The organism is Psychrobacter sp. UBA6766, assembly GCF_002453355.1.
In the GTDB taxonomy this organism is placed as follows: domain Bacteria; phylum Pseudomonadota; class Gammaproteobacteria; order Pseudomonadales; family Moraxellaceae; genus Psychrobacter.
In genome coordinates, this window is the sequence record NZ_DKGQ01000016.1 from 1 (window position 1) to 17,630 (window position 17,630).

A 17,630-nucleotide genomic window follows, 5' to 3' on the forward strand; every position below is an offset into this window, starting at 1 on the left:
CCAACATTTGGGGGTCAGTTCACTGAGTCACTTTTTTATTTATAAACCAATAAATCCTTAGGATTTTGGCACGCGCAAACGCATCAAGCCTTCTTGCTGTACCGTCGCCACCAACTTACCATCTTGCCAAAACTGGCCATGGTTTAAGCCTTTGGCATTAGAGGTCGTATCACTCCACATGTCATACAATAACCAATTATTTAAATCAAAGTCACGATGGAAATGCATTGAGTGATCGATACTCGCCGCTTGCAAACCACTGGTCATAAAGCTAATACCATGTGACATTAAACCTGTGCCAACCAAATAAAAATCCGAGGAAAACGCGAGTAATGCTTGTTGAATCGCCACTGGCTGATTGCCAAGCTCACGGATGCGTAGCCAGTTAGCTTGCTTTGGCTTCATTGGCTCTGGGTGAATAGGGTCACGCGGCTTGATGGGTTTAATCTCGACATGACGGTGACGCATAAAGCGCGCTTTTAGAGCGTCTGGAACTTTACCAACATACTCTTCTTTTAAATCTTGCTCAGTTGCCAAATCTTCAGGCGGCGGATAAACCGGCATGTCTTCTTGATAGTCCAAGCCCTCTTCCATCGGAGAAAACGAAGCAATCATTGAAAATATAACTTGCTCAACTGGCGGCTTACCGCGAACTTGCTTATATTGAATCGCAGTCACTTCACGAGCGGATAGACTGCGCCCGTCACGCAGGCGGCGTACTTGATAAATCACTGGCTGATTGATGTCACCGCCACGTAAAAAATAGCCATGCAAGGAATGACAAGGCTTATCTATATCCAACGTATGTGACGCCGCCATAATTGCTTGCGCCAGCACTTGTCCACCAAAAATACGAGCACCAACATAGTCGTGGCTTTTACCTTCAAAAACATCAGGGCTGACTTCGATCAGTGCCACGGTGGCCAGCAGCTCATCAATCAGTTGCGGATAATCAGACATGACGATATGGTTCCTTAATTTTATCAATTACGCTTCATGTTTTTATCAATAATGCCAAGCATTTGCAAATAAGCATCTAACGATATCAGTATGACGTGGCTAAAGCCAATACAGTGTGAGCATTTAAAATACGGTGATACGGTCCATAGTTTGTAGTCCTCTACAAAACGATGCTGCTTAGGATGAGTATTAATCAATCTGTAAAACGATTGCTAAGAACTCATTATAAAGTGAAAAGTTAATTATCTTAACGAATATTCCCGACTTTGACTAGGCAGTCGCTACTTAGGAAGTTTAGCCGTTTTATAGCTTAATAATTAGTAGCTTAATAATAGTCAGCAAGCGATTCTTTAAGATAGCGACCGATAGCAAACTTGTAGAAGAAAACGAGATGCAGTTTCACATCTCGTTTTTTTATTTGCTTAATGTTATGGTTTCACGGCGACCAACACGCGAATAGAATCCGGTACAAGCGATAAATTACCTAACGCCTGCTCACCTTGAGCTTTTAGCTGCTCTAAGCGCTCTACCTCTTCAGGGCGAACGTTAGGATTAATCGTTTGTAGATGTTTTAAGCGTTTGATTTCACGCGACCACTGCTGGCTAAAGCGCGCGCTGGCTTGCTCGCCGATTTCTGCTAACTGCTGACGGGCAATCTCTTCGGCTTCATAATAGCGCTGCTCAATCACATCGCCGCGAACTTTAATCACTTGGCGCGCACGGTTTTTATCCAAACGCTCGATATGTGGCATAATCATCTCGGCACTGATACGCGCTGATAAATCACTGCCTTGCTCACTGATAAAGACACGGATGTTCTGTGTAGTCAAAGTTGCAGGCAAATTAAGCAACCTTGGCGCAATCGCTTCAACGCGAAAGTTTACTTCGAGCATGATCATACCTTGAGGCATGGCAGCACTTTTTAGCATGGCCACCGTGGTATTACCAAAGGTACTGGTACTTGCCAGCTCGTAAATCGCGCGCATCAACGGATGCTCGTGGGTGATAAATTCGATATCTTCACGCTGCAACGCTTGCTCACGATCAAAGGTCAAGGTCATACCATCTTCATCACCAAGCGGTAGACCGTCGATATAGTCACTAATTTCCGTGCTATCAATCGGTGCAATGACCCACGAGCCATCACGCTGAATATTGTGCTCAATATTAGCAGAAGCAAAAAAGCGCTCGATAAATTGCGGTAATAGATTATGCTTATCAAAATCACGCATAGCATCTTTGATACGCCCAGCAACGCGCGGACGGCATGAGTTGTACTCAAGCAAACGATCTCGACCGGCTTGTAGCTGTGCTTCTAGCCCCAATCGCGTCTGCTGTGCTTCTTCGATAATATCCTGCAGAATTGTACGATTGGCATCGGTATCCACGCCTTCAAGCATCGGTTTCAACTCTTGAATATATTGCTCTTGAACACTTTGCGCGGTTGGCGAAATCTGATTGAACATATTTAGCGCGTCGTTATACCAGCGGTACAGGCGCTCTTGCGCAGTACCTTTCACATAAGGAACGTGCAGCATAATTTGCTGCGTTTGTCCGATACGATCTAGGCGACCGATACGCTGCTCTAACGTATCTGGATTGGCAGGTAAATCCCACAATATCAGTTGGCTTGCAAACTGGAAGTTACGACCCTCTGAGCCAATTTCTGAACATAATAATATCTGCGCGCCTTCATTATCAGCAAAAAACGCGGCTGCTTGGTCACGCTCAAGTAAGGTCATCTGCTCGGTAAAGATAGCAGTTTTAATACCAGCATGCAGACGCAATACCGCCTCTAAACTCTCAACCGTCGCGCCACTCCGGGCAATCAATAGCACTTTTTTATGCTTTAGCTCACCCTTTAGGATATCAATCAACCACGGCACCCGTGGATCATCTTCTAGCCAGCCGCCATCAGGTTGGTTTTCCTCGCCCCATAGCTGCTCACGCAATTTGCCAGTGGTTTGATAGCTATCTATCCATGCTTCAGGTAATGACAATGGATACGGCTGACTACTACGACCATAGAAGCCTTTGACACTTTCACGAGTATTTCGGAATAATATTCGCCCCGTTCCATGACGGTCGAGCAATTCGTTCAGCGCATAGGTTCTCAATTTCTCATCATCATTAATAGCTGACAATTCGTCCATGCTAATGCCAAGCAGATGACTTAACGCCGCGATTTGTCCCTCACTTAATGGCTTATCTTCGATTAAGACGCTAGCAACCGCAGCCGTTTCGGCAAAGGCATCTTGGCTATCGATAAATTCATCCAAATCATCAAAGCGGTCTGGGTCTAATAAACGCAATCGAGCAAAGTGACTTTGCGCGCCAAGCTGCTCTGGCGTCGCGGTCAATAGCATGACCCCTGGTGTTTCTTCAGCAAAGTCGGCAATCAAGTCATATTTATCATTGCCGCCTTGCGCTTCATCCCAATGTAGGTGATGGGCCTCATCAACGACCAGTAAATCAAATCCCGCCTCCATCGCTTGGTCATACAGATCAGGATGGTCAAGCAATAAATCCATTCCAGCAATGATACATTGCTCAGTGCTAAAGACGTTTTGCTCAGGGTCGTGCTCTTTAATCGCTGCTGTACGAACCAAATCAAACAAAGCAAAGTTGAGATTAAATCGCCGACGCAGCTCAATCATCCACTGATACTGCAAGCTGTCTGGTACAAGGATTAATACGCGCTCAGCTTTGCCAGTTAATAGCTGCTGATGAATAATTAAACCCGCTTCAATGGTTTTACCCAAACCGACCTCGTCAGCAAGTAAGACACGAGGTGCGATACGTTTACCGACTTCGTGGGCGATATAAAGCTGATGTTCAATAATATCGACACGCGCGCCCATCAAACCTTTAAGTGGATGACCCGCCAGCGCCGACTGCATTCGCAATATATCTTGACGCAGCTCATACCAATCACCGCGTTCAATACGACCAGCAAGCAGACGCTCAAGAGGCTTTGCAAGCGTGATATTGGCCGCCAGACGGGTTTCCATGATACCTTTTTCATGCTCATCGACACTGTATTTAAGCACGCCCATCACTTCTTCAACAGCCGTCACCGTATAGGTTTTACCCGCTTGATCAGAAATGCTATCACCTTCTTTGAACACCACGCGTGATAAAGGCGCAGAATTTTTTGCATAAACGCGTGTCTCTTCACTTTGTGGAAATAGAATGTGAACACAGCGGTCGTCGACATCCACGACCACACCCAAGCCAAGCTCAGACTCCGTATCAGATAAATAACGTTGACCAACGGCGAATTCGGTGCTGTGCAATGAAGCGATAGAGATAGTCATAAGGCGATGTCTTTTGTACTCAGATGATAAGAAAATAGATAGTTAATGAAGCAAGCCAAAACTAATAGCTCGATATCATTAATAAGCTGCTGGTCATTGAAGATATCAGCAACGCCCAACTTGTTAGCTAGGTCGAGGGATAAAACAGACCATTATATAACGTTAGCGCCTAGATGAGTGCGTTAAGTTAACTTTTCAAGAGCATGTTTTGGCAATATTGTCGCAAATTTAAGCATAAGTTGGCGTTATAAAACAATAAGATAACGACTCGCAAGTAAACAAAAAATATTGCCCTCGAATAATTGTTGCTGTATTGTTAAAAAATGCAATTTAACATTTAACATTGTTATTTAAGCTATGTTAACCATTACCACTCTTTATATTTTTCCCAATTATACAAAAAAATTATTTAAAAAACTTTAACTACTAAATCTTAAACACAAAAATTTGGCAGTCCCCTATTTAATACCGTCCTCTTCTTTACGATCATTAAATAAGCCAAATATTGTTATTTGTAGTCGATTAAGTTATGAAATGATTGTAAATAATTTAATATTAGTTATATATCTAGATGTTTAACTAATTGATAATCTTAAATGTTTTGCCCTAATACTCAAATCCCATTTTCGTAAGGCTTACGTACCACCACATCATCGATTGCTAGCAGCAGATAACATTAGTAGTCTGTATAAACAGTCTGCTTTGTGGTCACGTTCATCCAAGGACAATCCCATCATGAGTGCCTCCAAAAAAGTTGGCTTTTTTAATCAAGTTAGTACCCAAGTGACGACCATTCTATTTATTGCTTTTGCAGTGGTACTTGCGGTTGTTGTGTATGTTGTTGATAAAGAAGGTTATGAAAAGATTCGTCTCGAGTCAGCAAAACTGGTCGCTGAGCGTGGTAATACCGCGGTCAATAGCATTTCAGCCGATATCAATCGGGTGATGCGAAGTGCTCTGCTATTGCAGCAAAGCGCGCAGACTTTGCCTCCAGAAGAAGCAATCTTACAAGCCAGTACTGCCAATGCTTTTGATAAGCGCGATTATAACTTATTAGGTAGTGGTGGTATTTGGCCCGAAAAAGGCACCCTTGGCGCCAATACTGCCACCCATCCATTTTTGATGGTACGTCAAAACGGTGATTATCAGGCGGTGTTGAGCGATCCAAACCCTGCTAATCCTTATTATCAAGAAGATTGGTTCAGTGTCTTAAAACTGCTCAAACCTGACAGCTGTATTTGGAATCACGTCCGTGCCAGCCAAACCAAAGGCGAGCTGGCGATGAGCTGCGGTGTTGCTATTGAGCGCGACAATCAGTTTTGGGGAGCCAGTACCGTCAACTTTACGCTAAACCAACTTCAAGAAAACATTGTTAAATTAAGTGAAAGCTCAGGCTCAGGCTATATCTTGCTATTAGATAACAGTGATAAGGTGATTGCTTCGTCTAACCCTGAACGCTTAAGCTATATCGACGAAGCCACCGGCACACCGCTTGATATCAAACAAGTCATCAATTCAGACCCTGCTTGGAATCCAGTCCTAAATTTCTTGGAAACTCAGCGTAACGAAACTATCGAGCGCGTTGCCGCTAGCGTATCGCCGCAAGTTAAGCAGGTATTGACCACGCTTGATAAAGCCGAAACGGGCGCATCAAAAGGTTATTATCTCGTCAACTATGCCGCTTATCTAAATAACGGTGAAAATAAGCAAAATGCGATGGACAGCCGCTTGTTACAAAGCTTTGAGTTAGAAAAAGACAGCTACTATAACGGCAGTCAAGCGTATGTCTTTGAGATTCCTGAAACTTATTGGAAACTTATCGTCGTTCAGCCTGACGCTGAGATTAACGCCATCGCCGATAATCTTAGTGAGAACTTGATTAACTGGATTGCTTTAGCGCTCCTTATCACAGCTGGTTTGATTTACTTTATGCTCACCTACTTAGCCTTTAAACCGTTAAAAGAAACCACGGATAAAATTTCATTGGCTGAAAACATCATTAATAACAAACAATACAATAAGCTAAGTTCGGTTAAATTTGCTCAAGGTCGCAACGAGATTGGCCTAGTTAATGGCTCTATTAACGACCTACTAGATCGAATCCAATCTAACGAAGGTAAGCTGGCCAATATTAATCAGCAGCTAGAAATTAAAGTTGAAGAACGTACCGCTGAGCTGCAAGACACGCTCAAAGAGCTAAAAAACTCGCAGCTACAATTGATTCGTTCAGAAAAAATGGCAACCTTAGGCCAAATGGTGGCAGGCGTTGCTCATGAAGTAAACACACCATTGTCTTATGTGCAAAATAACCTTGAAATTATCGGTCAGCTAACCGAGCAATATGAAGAGCTGATTGAATTGGTTCAAGGATTAAAAGCCGTTAAAACTGACGCGGCTGCTGATGGCAAAATCGATAAGTTATTGGCAGATATTGTCCGTGCTTCTGATGAGATTCAAGAAGATGATTTGTCCGCTGAGCTCAAAGAGCTGATTAAAGACTCACTCTTTGGCGTCGAGCAAATCACTGAAATGGTATTGAATCTACGTAACTTTGCCCGCCTTGATGAATCCAAAGTGAAAACGATTGATGTGCGTGAATGCATTGAAGCGTCGCTTAAAATCGCCGGTAACTCTATTAGACATCAAGAGATTGTCACGGATTTTGCTCCGACGCCAGAGATTAAATGCTCACCATCGCAAATCAACCAAGTCTTGGTAAACTTACTCAATAACGCCGCGCAAGCCATGGGAGAAAAACCGGATGGCAAAATCGAAGTGCGGACACGCGCCGATGACAGCCATGTCTATATCGATGTCAGCGACAACGGTAAAGGCATGAGCCCTGCCGTACTCAACCAAATCTTTGAGCCGTTCTTTACGACTAAAGGCGCAGGTGAAGGAACAGGACTCGGAATGGCCATCAGTCAGCAGATTATGGAGCAGCACAATGGCGACATTAAAGCTGTATCAACCGAAGGCGTTGGCACTACCTTTACCTTAACGCTACCAATTAACAGTGATTTAACCGAACAAAGCCTAGCAGCGTAATCGCTAGGTTCTGTCTTATTTTAATTGCTATTTTAATGATTATATAAAGCTATCGTACTATTATTCATTATAAGGATATCATCATGAATGAATTTGACAATGAAATGGAAACCTCTAGCGCTGATCTAGGATCTGAGCCAAAACCAAAATTGGCGTTTATTGACGATGAACAACGTATTTTACGTTCGATGAAACTGCTGTTTCGTAAAACACATGACGTTTTTATCACTACCGACCCAAACGAGTATATTGACTATATCAAAAACAATCACGTTCACGTTGCGGTCAGTGACCAGCGTATGCCTGAGCGGGTTGGTGTCGATATTTTGCGCGAAGTCAAAGAAGTGTCGCCGTCTACCATGCGCATACTACTAACAGGTTATGCCGATTTAAATGCGATTATTGGCTCTATCAACGACGGTGAGATTTACCGTTATTTAACCAAACCCTGCAAATCTGAAGAACTGCTTGCAGTCGTCGGTCGTGCCACTGAAATCGCGTTGACCTATAATCCAGACGAAGACGCGGAGCAATTCGACAGCTCAGGTAACAAGCAGACGCTATTGGTCATCGATGAGACCGACGAGCTGATTGAGCAAATCCGCAAACAATTTTCGCACAGTTATAGAGTCTTGCACGCTGAAGGCTTGGAAGAAGCTTACGATTATTTGGCAAACGAAGATATCGGTGTTTGTATTACCGACATCAATGTCAGTGGCGAAAATATCGCCCCGATTATCTTTACCTTAAAACAAGATGCGCCGCATTTGGTGGTCTTGGTACAGACTGAATTCCAAGATGCGGGCTTGCTGATTGATTTAATTAATAAAGGTCAAGTCTACCGCTGCTTACCGAAACCGATGCGCGCAAGTTTACTTGAGATTAGTGTTAATCGTGCGTTTCAGCATCATGCGAAACTAAAAGCTAGCCCTGAACTGGTCAAACGCTATGAAGTTGAACAGGATCCTGAAAATGATGTGCGTATTGATTTAAGCAGTCGCGTTCGCAGTCTGATTGGCAAATTGCGCAAGCGTTTTTCTTTATAAGCGCAAAAAATGCTTGTTCTACAATTTAAAACCTCTATCTCAATGCTGAGATAGAGGTTTTTTTACTGCGCATTTTTTGACAGAATTTTTGACGCGCTTTTTGACTAAACCCTGCAACGTGCTACATTAAGCTAATATCCATGTCAGCCCATTTAAAATAACCATTCAATAAGGAATAACCATGCAAGCGGTCTTTTTGGACAGAGGCACTTTTTCTGATAATATCGAGCTGCCAGCGCCAAGCGGCGTCAGCGATTACGTCACTTATAATGATACGCCAAAAGATAATGCTGTCATCGTTGAGCGCTGCTGTAACGCTGATATTATTATTACCAATAAAGTTAAAATCGACGCGGAAGTTATTTCAAAATTACCCAAGCTCAAGCTTATTCAATTAACCGCTACCGGTAAAAACAATGTCGATCAAGATGCCTGTGCCGAGCACGATATCGCGCTATATAATGTCGCTGGGTACGCGGTCAAAAGCGTGCCTGAGCATACGTTTATGCTGATGCTAAGTGCGATGCGGGCCGGCATTCATTACCACGGAAAAGTTGCTGACGGTACATGGCAAGACGACGGTAATTTCTGCTTACTGGATATTCCGCTGATAGATTTAGAAAATAAGACGCTCGGGATTATTGGTGTCGGCACTATTGGTAGACGCGTCACTGAAATTGCCCGCGCCTTTGGTATGACAGTATTGTGGGCGGAGCATCAAGGCCGTGCGCCGCGCAGTGATGACTATACAGCGTTTGAAGATGTTCTCGCGCAGTCTGATGTGCTGAGCCTACATTGTCCATTAAATGAGCAAACCGAGCATTTAATTAATAAAGATACGCTGGCGAAAATGAGCAAAAAGCCGCTACTCGTCAACGTTGCTCGCGGCGGTATCGTCGACAGTCAAGCGCTGGTCGATTCCATTCAAAATGAGCAGATTCTAGGCTACGGCAGTGATGTTTTTGAACAAGAGCCGATTGTCAAAGACGACCCTTTACTAAGTCTTGCTGACCATCCGCGGGTGATATTTAGCCCGCATAACGCCTGGGGCAGTAAAAGCGCGCAAGAAACCTTGTGGCAAATACTAAGCAAGCAAGTAACTGACTTTATTAACCAAGCTTAAGAATTCATTAACCGATTAATGATTAACGAGTAAATTGCAGCCATTCGTCTTTAATTTTACGATATTTGAGCATCACGCGGTCACTAAGATAGTTATTGGTGACCCGCCAAGGATAGATATCGCCTTGCTTCGGTAGCTCATGTTGCGCGCGCTGGACATACCCTGCCGATAGTGCGCCCATCACCGTATCTGGCTGAGAATGCGCCTCAATGTGCGCCGTTTTTGGTTGTGGCAATGCCACTTGGTAACGATGCTGATGCATGTAGCCAAGCAAACGCATGACGTATTGACAAGCCAGATCGATTTTTAGCGTCCACGACGCATTGGTATAGCCAAATAGCGCTACCATATTGGGAATACCTTCAATCATAACTGCTTTATAAGTCATGCGCTTGCCAATATCGATTTTCTGCCCATCTATATATATTTCGGCGCCGCCAAGCATTTGTAGCTTTAGTCCCGTTGCAGTCACGATAATGTCTGCTTCGAGATGTTTACCAGAGTCGAGCTTGATGCCAGTGTCGGTAAAGTGGCTAATTTGATCGGTGACGACGGCAGCTCTGTTGCCATGTAATGCCATAAATAAATCACTATCTGGCACCGCACACAAGCGCTCATCCCAAGGATTGTACGTTGGCGTGAAATGGGCAATATCAACCCCGCTGCCTTTTAACTCGGTTTTAACACCACGTTTTAATAAGGCTTTTATAAGCTTGGGGGCAAATACAGCCGCTCGATACGTCCCTTGTTGCAGCAACACATTTCGCGTACGCAGCAGCTGATAAGCTTGGGCTTTCGACAATGGCGAAAATTTACCCGCCAGCCAATCAAGCGTAAAATCATCGCCCGGCACACTTGCCACATAGGTCGGCGAACGTTGTAGCATAGTGACGTGCTGCGCGCATTGCTCCCCCTCCTCATCCACCAAAGCCGGCAATAATGTCATCGCTGTGGCACCACTACCAATAATAACAACTCGCTTATCATTGTAATCGACATTTTGCCACTGCTGCGGATGGACAATACGACCTTGAAAATCTTTTTCTTTATCAAAATGAGGTCGATAGCCTTGCTCATAATCGTAGTAGCCTGTAGCTCCAACGACGAATTTTGCCGTTAAAGTAAATATCTCGCCGCTTATATGATTTTTTACCGTCGCCGTCCATCGCTGGCTATGACTTGACCATGATAGCTGCTGTACTTCATGCTGATAGCGAATGTGTTCAGTGACACCAAATTCGCGCGCAGTATCAGCAATATAATTTTTAATATCACCGCCTTTTGCCAATACTCGATGATCCAACCACGGTCGAAAGCTATAACCAAAGGTCAAAGCATCAGAATCGGAACGCACGCCGGGGTAAGTAAATAGATCCCAGGTGCCGCCTAAATCGACGCGTTTTTCTAACACCACAAATCGCGAGGTGGTTTCTTGCTGTTTCCTTTTTGCCAGCTGTTTTAAGCGACTTGGACTTTTATGCCCAAACAACGCTTTGTCTTTTTGCTGCTGTAATCGACACGCCATGCCAATACCAGCAATCCCTGCGCCGATAATAAGTACTTCACAATCGGCTGGTGTCTTTGAGGTTGCGGACGTTGATTTAGAGTGAAAGCGTTTTTTAAGTGCCTGTTTGGCGGCTGTTACATCAAGCATAATACGATCCTTGTTTGTGCATGAGTTATTTAAAAGAAACCTATTTAAAAAGGACTTATTAAACAGGGCTTGCTAAAAAGGGCATGGACTTTCCCAATCCATCCAAGCCCCAAGTGTGGGATGTTTAAGGCGTAGGTGCTGAGCATGAAGATTGAGCCTCGGGGCAATGGTCAAGGCAGCACCTTCAGCATAAATTGGGTCGCCAATCATCACATGACCGACGTGCACCATATGCACACGCAATTGATGACTACGACCGGTCACAGGCTTTAATAACACGCGCGTGACTGTCTGACCGTTGCACTCTTCATGGGCAAGTACTTCATACAAAGTTAATGCATTCTTCGACCAATTATGGTCAACGATATGACGCGGTTTGGTAGTAGGTTCATAGCGTACGGGCACTGATATCTCACCTTTGGCACCGATACTTTGCCATTCGCCAATCACGCGCGCTTGATAGCTCTTTTGCGGTAAACGTTCAATAAACTGCTTACTAATATGGCTTTGCGCGGCGGTGTTTTTAGCAAAAATAAGCAATCCTGAGGTGTCCATGTCTAAGCGATGAATCAGTTTTACCGCTGGATTGGCGCGCTCAAGCCGTGCAAGCAAACTGACCTTGAGCGTTTTACCATCGACACTTAATAGTCCAGCGGGCTTATCGACGACCCAAATATCATCGTCTTCATAGACGGTAATGTCTTGGGCAAATTTTTGAAAAAACTCAAGCGGATAAGCATTTTCTTGCACGTTTAGAATGTTAACTTCTTCATCGGTAAAAGGCATAAAAGTGGGCTACTTATATAAAAGGTCAGTTGTTTTCAGAAATAGGTTATTTTAAAGGTTAGATTGCTTTAATGTGAAGGTTGTTTATAAGACAATGATATTAGCTATTAAAGACTTTATACGACCGCCAGGCTCAGTTCTAGGTCAGCGTTAATTTACTTGATACGTCTAAGAAAAATGCCCCATTTACATTTGCTAGACTCACGGCAAGAGAAGCCTTAAATAAGCATGACAGATAAAACATAACCTGTATCATTATGTTTTAATTTATTGTGCTAATAGTAATTGTTAAACAATTTAACCGGTCTGTATCTGTCAACTTTGAGCAAACATGTTAATATAATGGCAGATTTTCATCCCCTTCTAACCATTCTTTAACCACTCATCGCTTTAATATGACAACTATATTTATATTGATGGCTGGTGATAGAAACACTAAAACAAGAGAGATAAATTATGTCAGACCTTATTGTTAACACCACTGATGCAAACTTTGACCAAGACGTCCTGCAATCTGATACGCCAGTCCTAGTAGACTTTTGGGCAACTTGGTGTGGTCCTTGTAAAGCCATTGCGCCTATTTTAGAAGATTTAGCGAGCGAGTACCAAGGCAAAGTTAAAATCGTCAAAGTCGATGTCGATAACAACCCACAAGCGGCCAGCCGTTTTGGTATTCGTAACATTCCTACGCTATTTGTCTTTAAAGACGGCGAAAAAGTCGATTCAGTCATGGGCTTACAACCAAAAGCTGAACTTGCTAAAGTTCTAGACAAGCATCTATAAGTCTCTTTTTATAACGTCAATTAGTGGTTACTAACCATCGTTTATCAAAAATAGCTGTTTTAAAAACTAAGCGATTCAGTCTATAAAGATGTTATCGAAAAAGCCATTAACTTTCTAAGATAATGGCTTTTTTGCTGCTTTTCTGAGCAAAAAGCTGGATAATACGACTTTTTTGGCAAAAATTATTGACAATGCCATCTTGAACGCCGTATAGTCTGCTGACAAGAGAAAACTAATCATTTTCCTAAGTGTCTTGTCGCTATTCTCCTCGTGTTTATCAACAAAAACACAATCGTCATTATAAAACACCACTACTGAACGCAATGACTAAACACAATTACTGATATTGAGTTTTTGACGCAGACTCTTATGTAGACTTCTTTATCTTCACTTCTTATGAGCGTGCCTGTATCTCTTACAACGCGTCCATAAGCTGGCACGTAACATCAATCCTACATAAATCCCAACACTGTGTATATGCCCTCTATCGCCCTATATCCGTTGTTTTAATCCTTGTCATGATTTGTGATGATAATGGCATCTCTCATCTGATCAACTGCTAACGACCTATCTATGAATCTTACTGAACTAAAGAAAAAATCAATCGCTGAGCTATTGGCTATAGCCAAAGAAATGGGACTTGATAATATGGCGCGTAGCCGTAAACAAGACATTATCTTTGCTATCTTAAAAACCCATGCCCGTAATGGCGAGGCCATCTATGGTGATGGTGTGCTTGAGGTACTTCCCGATGGTTTTGGCTTTTTGCGCTCCTCTGAAGGCTCTTACTTAGCAGGTCCTGACGATATCTATGTCAGCCCGAGCCAAATTCGACGTTTTAGTCTAAAAACTGGCGACAGTATCGCCGGCACGATTCGTCCGCCAAAAGATTCTGAGCGTTATTTTGCCCTATTAAAAGTCGGCGAGATTAACTTTGATACCCCAGATCGTTCGCGTCATAAGCTGATTTTTGAGAACTTAACGCCACTCTTCCCAACTGAGCAATTAAAACTTGAACTTGGTAATGGCACCACTGAGGACTTGACTGGTCGTATCATCGACCTTATCGCCCCTATTGGTAAAGGCCAACGCTCGATTATCGTTGCTCCACCAAAAGCGGGTAAGACGATGCTGCTACAGTCAATTGCTCAGTCTATCACGCGCAATAATCCAGAATGCTACTTGATTGTACTATTGATTGATGAGCGTCCAGAAGAAGTCACTGAGATGGAACGTACGGTACGCGGCGAAGTCGTTGCTTCAACTTTCGATGAGCCACCGCAGCGCCATGTTCAAGTGGCTGATATGGTCATCGAAAAAGCCAAACGTCTGGTCGAACATAAGCAAGACGTGGTCATTTTACTTGACTCTATTACTCGTCTGGCCCGTGCTTATAACACTGTGATTCCGTCATCAGGTAAGGTCTTGACGGGTGGCTTGGATGCCAATGCGCTTGAGCGTCCAAAACGCTTCTTTGGTGCAGCGCGTAATGTCGAAGAAGGTGGCAGCTTAACCATTATTGCCAGTGCTTTGATTGATACGGGCAGTAAAATGGACAGTGTGATTTTTGAAGAATTTAAAGGAACGGGTAACCAAGAAATCACCCTCGAGCGTGATTTGGCCGAAAAACGCGTCTTCCCAGCCATTAATATCAAAAAATCGGGTACACGCCGCGAAGAGCGTCTGCTTGATGAAGATAAGCTGCGTAAAGTTTGGATTTTACGTAAACTCTTGCAGCCGATGGATGGCGTGCAAGCGACTGAGTTTTTGTTAGAGCGCCTAAAAGAAGCCAAAACCAACGATGAATTCTTTGAGCAAATGAAACGTAAGTCGCAAAACTAGATCGTTAGAATGACTTATAGATTAGCAAAAGGCCACTTTACGTGGTCTTTTTGGTTTTGCAATTACGCAATTGCAAAAAACAGTTAGCGGACTATCACTATAAATACAATAAGTATAAGCAAAACCCCTACCAATGATACAGCGAAGTAACATAATTTACCGTTTATTTGCAAAGCTTAGCGTTTCTACTACGGCTTGATAGAAGTAAACAAGCTATTATTAAAAGTAGTACAGACATATTTAGATACATCCTGTATATTGGATTCCAAACTTAACGACTTAATAGGTGACACTATGAAATTTGCTAAAACTTTTGCGTTAACGGCTATCACTAGCTCAGCACTTATGATGGGCGGTTGTGCCAGTAATGGTTACGGTTATAACAGTGGTCTAAGCAACACTGCTAAAGGTGCAGCTGCTGGTGCAGCTGCTGGCGCTCTTCTTAAAAGTGGTAGCAATAGTAAAGGTATCGCTCGCGGTGCCCTAGGTGGCGCAGCTATCGGTGGTGCTGGTGCTTATATTCTTGATCAAACCCGTTAATTGGTTTTGATAGCTATTTAGCCATAAAAAAACCTGTAATTAATTGCAGGTTTTTTTATGGCTGGTATTTAAGTTGGCTGATATTGAAATTAATAGGCACAGCTTATATCACTTTCCATTCTCTTTATAAATTCTCTCTATGAAAATTCATTATTCTTATAGTGCCCCGCTGAAAGTATCACAAGATTGAATATCCCCGCTCTCTAAACCACGGGTAAACCACTGAACGCGCTGCTGACTGGTACCATGTGTAAAGTTATCGGGTACCACTGCGCCGCCACTGGCACGCGCTAAACGATCATCACCAATTTGACTGGCCGCATTGATGGCTTCATCAATGTCGCCCGCTTCTAAGAACTGCACGCGCTCTTGATTGCGCTGCGCCCACACACCAGCAAAACAGTCCGCTTGTAATTCTTGTAATACGGACAGTTTATTAGCCTGCGCGCGCGTTACTTGACGGCTGGCTTCACTTACTTGTTGAGTAATGCCTAGCAAAGTCTGGACATGATGACCGACTTCATGAGAGATAACATACGCTTGCGCAAAATCTCCAGCCTTACCTTGATTTTCGCTATCGCCTGAGCCTTGCTCGTCGCCCGTAATACCTAAGTTTTGACGCATTTCTACAAAAAAAGAGGTATCCAAATAGACTGTCTGATCACCTGGACAATAAAAAGGCCCCGTTGCCGCGCTTGCACTGCCACAAGCTGAGCTGACTCGGCTGTTGAATAGAATTAATGACGGTTCTTTATAAGTACTGCCTGCCTCATTAAATATTTGATGCCAAACTTCTTCGGTGTCGGCTAAGACGACTTTTACAAATCGGGTATCACGATCATCACTGGTGGCAGGCTGGGTAGAAGTATTACTACCGCCGCCTGCAATCACTTGACCCGTTTGCAATGCTGTCATCGGATTAACGCCAAAGACCAGCCATAAGATACCAGCAATAATGATACCGCCAATACCGCCGCCAATCATCTTACCACCGCCACTACTTGTTCGAACGTTCGAGCTACCGCGTCTATCTTGCCATTTCATAATTTCTCTCCTAAAAAGGTACAATGAGTATTACTATTGGTATTGTAATAAATCTTGTTATTTGCTTTGTGTTGTTATAGCAAAATTAGCGCAATCCTTTGATTTCATATGCTGATTTTTATCTTTTATAGCTTTTATATTTCTAACTTTTTTTGAACTTTTAGCTGACTCATTTTATGACTGTAGGATTGATAAAAACGTCATAAATAGTTAGAAAATATACTTCCAATCTTAAGAGAAAACCCTTTTTAAGAAAGGTCTTAAAACATACTGATGTCATTGATTATACGTCGATTAATTTGGCTTGTTGTATTAAAAAGTATAATAAGTAAGCAAAGCAAAATCTCATTTACAAAATTATTGTTACTTAATTGTACAACCTCTTTCTATGCAGAAAGAAATCATATAGAATGCGTGAAAGCTGAGTAGCTGTAATTAATACTAGTTGAATTCTGAGAAATCTCGGAGATTCAACCTTTTTTGCTGCTACTGATCATTTCATTTTCCCGGAGAATCCTTATGAAACTTAAATTACTTGCTCTAGCTGGTATCATGACTGCAACTATGGGCCTTACTGCCTGTGATAGCAACAAAGAAAACGCTGCTGAAGATTTATCTGACGCGCAAGAAGAAGTGCAAGACGCTCAAGAAGAGCTAAACGAAGCTGGTACTGACGGCGAAGCTGTTCCTGCTGATGCAGACGCTGCTGTAGCTGATGCTGAAGCTGACATCGCTCAAGCACAAGCTGCTACTGCTACTGACGAAGTAGACGCTGAAGTACCTGTAGACGGCGATACTACCAGCGTTGACGCAGCTAGCGAAACGCCTGCTGTAGACGCAGCTGACGAAGTTGTTGTAGAAGAACCAGCTCAGTAATTTTTATTTTTCATAATAGAAATTCTGTAGTAAAAAAGAGAGCGTATGCTCTCTTTTTTTATGCCTGTTAATCACATACTGACTATTTAACGTTTTTACTCACCACTTACAATACAGCGTTGTGTAAAATTGAAAAGCGTCGTTATTAAAAGGCTTCTTTATTAAAACGCTTGGTATTAAAAAACTTCGTTAAAGTTAAAATTAACGGTTGAATAAAAGCTATTCATCAAATAAACGCTCATCAACTTGTTGGCGAAATTTTTGTCCTGTTTTGAAGGTAACAACGCGGCGCGCCGATACCGCAACAGGCTCCCCTGTTTTTGGGTTGCGACCTGGGCGGCTGCTTTTGTCTTTAAGCTCAAAGTTGCCAAAGCCTGAAAGCTTGACCTCTTTGCCATCAATCAAACTCTCCGACAACTCGTCAAAAAAATTCTCTACTAAACACCGCCCTTCTTGGCGTGTTAGGTTAAGATGACTCATCAAATGCTCAATCATGTCAGATTTGGTTAAGGTGCTCACAGTACGACTCCTATGCTATGTCGTGATGTCGAATATCATGGTTTAGCGGTATGAGAATTAATGCTAGCTATTATAAAGGTTTTTTGCCGCCT

General features: G+C 43.0%; 13 protein-coding genes. 7 read left to right on the top strand and 6 right to left on the bottom strand.

Going from position 1 to position 17,630, the window contains the following annotated elements; translation table 11 throughout:
• Window positions 1-57: 57 nt before the first annotated feature.
• A complete protein-coding gene (locus B4K26_RS03805) occupies window positions 58-960 on the bottom strand; it encodes an acyl-CoA thioesterase (RefSeq protein WP_296243654.1) in 903 nt (300 codons plus the stop codon).
• A 428-nt stretch (window positions 961-1,388) separates the two neighbouring features.
• Window positions 1,389-4,277, bottom strand: a complete 2,889-nt coding sequence (gene rapA, locus B4K26_RS03810) for an RNA polymerase-associated protein RapA (protein WP_296243656.1) — start codon at window positions 4,275-4,277, stop codon at window positions 1,389-1,391.
• Between the two features lie 735 nt (window positions 4,278-5,012).
• On the opposite strand from rapA, the gene B4K26_RS03815 reads away from it, so the two are divergent.
• From B4K26_RS03815 to B4K26_RS03825, 3 genes are all read left to right on the top strand, one after another.
• A complete protein-coding gene (locus tag B4K26_RS03815; protein WP_296243657.1) occupies window positions 5,013-7,325 on the top strand; it encodes a sensor histidine kinase in 2,313 nt (770 codons plus the stop codon).
• Between the two features lie 83 nt (window positions 7,326-7,408).
• Window positions 7,409-8,371 carry a response regulator gene (locus B4K26_RS03820; RefSeq protein WP_296243658.1) on the top strand — a complete coding sequence of 321 codons (963 nt, stop codon included), beginning with the start codon at window positions 7,409-7,411 and terminating at the stop codon, window positions 8,369-8,371.
• 181 nt (window positions 8,372-8,552) lie between these two features.
• Window positions 8,553-9,494, top strand: coding sequence for a D-2-hydroxyacid dehydrogenase (locus B4K26_RS03825; RefSeq protein ID WP_296243659.1), 942 nt, complete (start codon window positions 8,553-8,555; stop codon window positions 9,492-9,494).
• A gap of 22 nt (window positions 9,495-9,516) precedes the next feature.
• On the opposite strand, the gene B4K26_RS03830 is transcribed toward B4K26_RS03825, so the two are convergent.
• Both B4K26_RS03830 and B4K26_RS03835 read right to left on the bottom strand, forming a co-directional pair.
• Window positions 9,517-11,148 (bottom strand): flavin-containing monooxygenase, encoded by a 1,632-nt coding sequence (locus tag B4K26_RS03830; protein ID WP_296243660.1) that lies wholly within the window; start codon window positions 11,146-11,148, stop codon window positions 9,517-9,519.
• 72 nt (window positions 11,149-11,220) lie between these two features.
• The gene (locus B4K26_RS03835) at window positions 11,221-11,934 is read right to left on the bottom strand and encodes an RluA family pseudouridine synthase (protein ID WP_296243661.1); all 714 of its coding nucleotides are present in this window, start codon (window positions 11,932-11,934) and stop codon (window positions 11,221-11,223) included.
• Window positions 11,935-12,390: 456 nt separating this feature from the next.
• Between B4K26_RS03835 and trxA the strand changes: the two genes are divergently transcribed.
• The 3 genes from trxA (at window position 12,391) to B4K26_RS03850 (ending at window position 15,099) form a co-directional block, all read left to right on the top strand.
• Entirely contained in the window at window positions 12,391-12,717 is a 327-nt protein-coding gene (trxA, locus tag B4K26_RS03840) for a thioredoxin (RefSeq protein ID WP_296237736.1), read from the top strand.
• Window positions 12,718-13,290: 573 nt separating this feature from the next.
• The gene (rho, locus tag B4K26_RS03845) at window positions 13,291-14,559 is read left to right on the top strand and encodes a transcription termination factor Rho (protein WP_296243662.1); all 1,269 of its coding nucleotides are present in this window, start codon (window positions 13,291-13,293) and stop codon (window positions 14,557-14,559) included.
• A 294-nt stretch (window positions 14,560-14,853) separates the two neighbouring features.
• A complete protein-coding gene (locus B4K26_RS03850) occupies window positions 14,854-15,099 on the top strand; it encodes a hypothetical protein (RefSeq protein WP_296243663.1) in 246 nt (81 codons plus the stop codon).
• Between the two features lie 156 nt (window positions 15,100-15,255).
• Here the strand turns inward: B4K26_RS03850 and ypfJ are convergent, their stop codons facing one another.
• Window positions 15,256-16,143 carry a KPN_02809 family neutral zinc metallopeptidase gene (gene ypfJ, locus B4K26_RS03855; protein WP_296243664.1) on the bottom strand — a complete coding sequence of 296 codons (888 nt, stop codon included), beginning with the start codon at window positions 16,141-16,143 and terminating at the stop codon, window positions 15,256-15,258.
• A gap of 519 nt (window positions 16,144-16,662) precedes the next feature.
• Here ypfJ and B4K26_RS03860 point away from each other — a divergent pair.
• On the top strand, window positions 16,663-17,019 hold the full coding sequence (locus tag B4K26_RS03860) for a hypothetical protein (RefSeq protein ID WP_296243665.1): 357 nt from the start codon (window positions 16,663-16,665) through the stop codon (window positions 17,017-17,019).
• A 219-nt stretch (window positions 17,020-17,238) separates the two neighbouring features.
• On the opposite strand, the gene B4K26_RS03865 is transcribed toward B4K26_RS03860, so the two are convergent.
• Complete coding sequence (locus B4K26_RS03865) at window positions 17,239-17,538, bottom strand: integration host factor subunit alpha (RefSeq protein ID WP_296243666.1); 300 nt, start codon at window positions 17,536-17,538, stop codon at window positions 17,239-17,241.
• Between the last annotated feature and the right edge of the window lie 92 nt (window positions 17,539-17,630).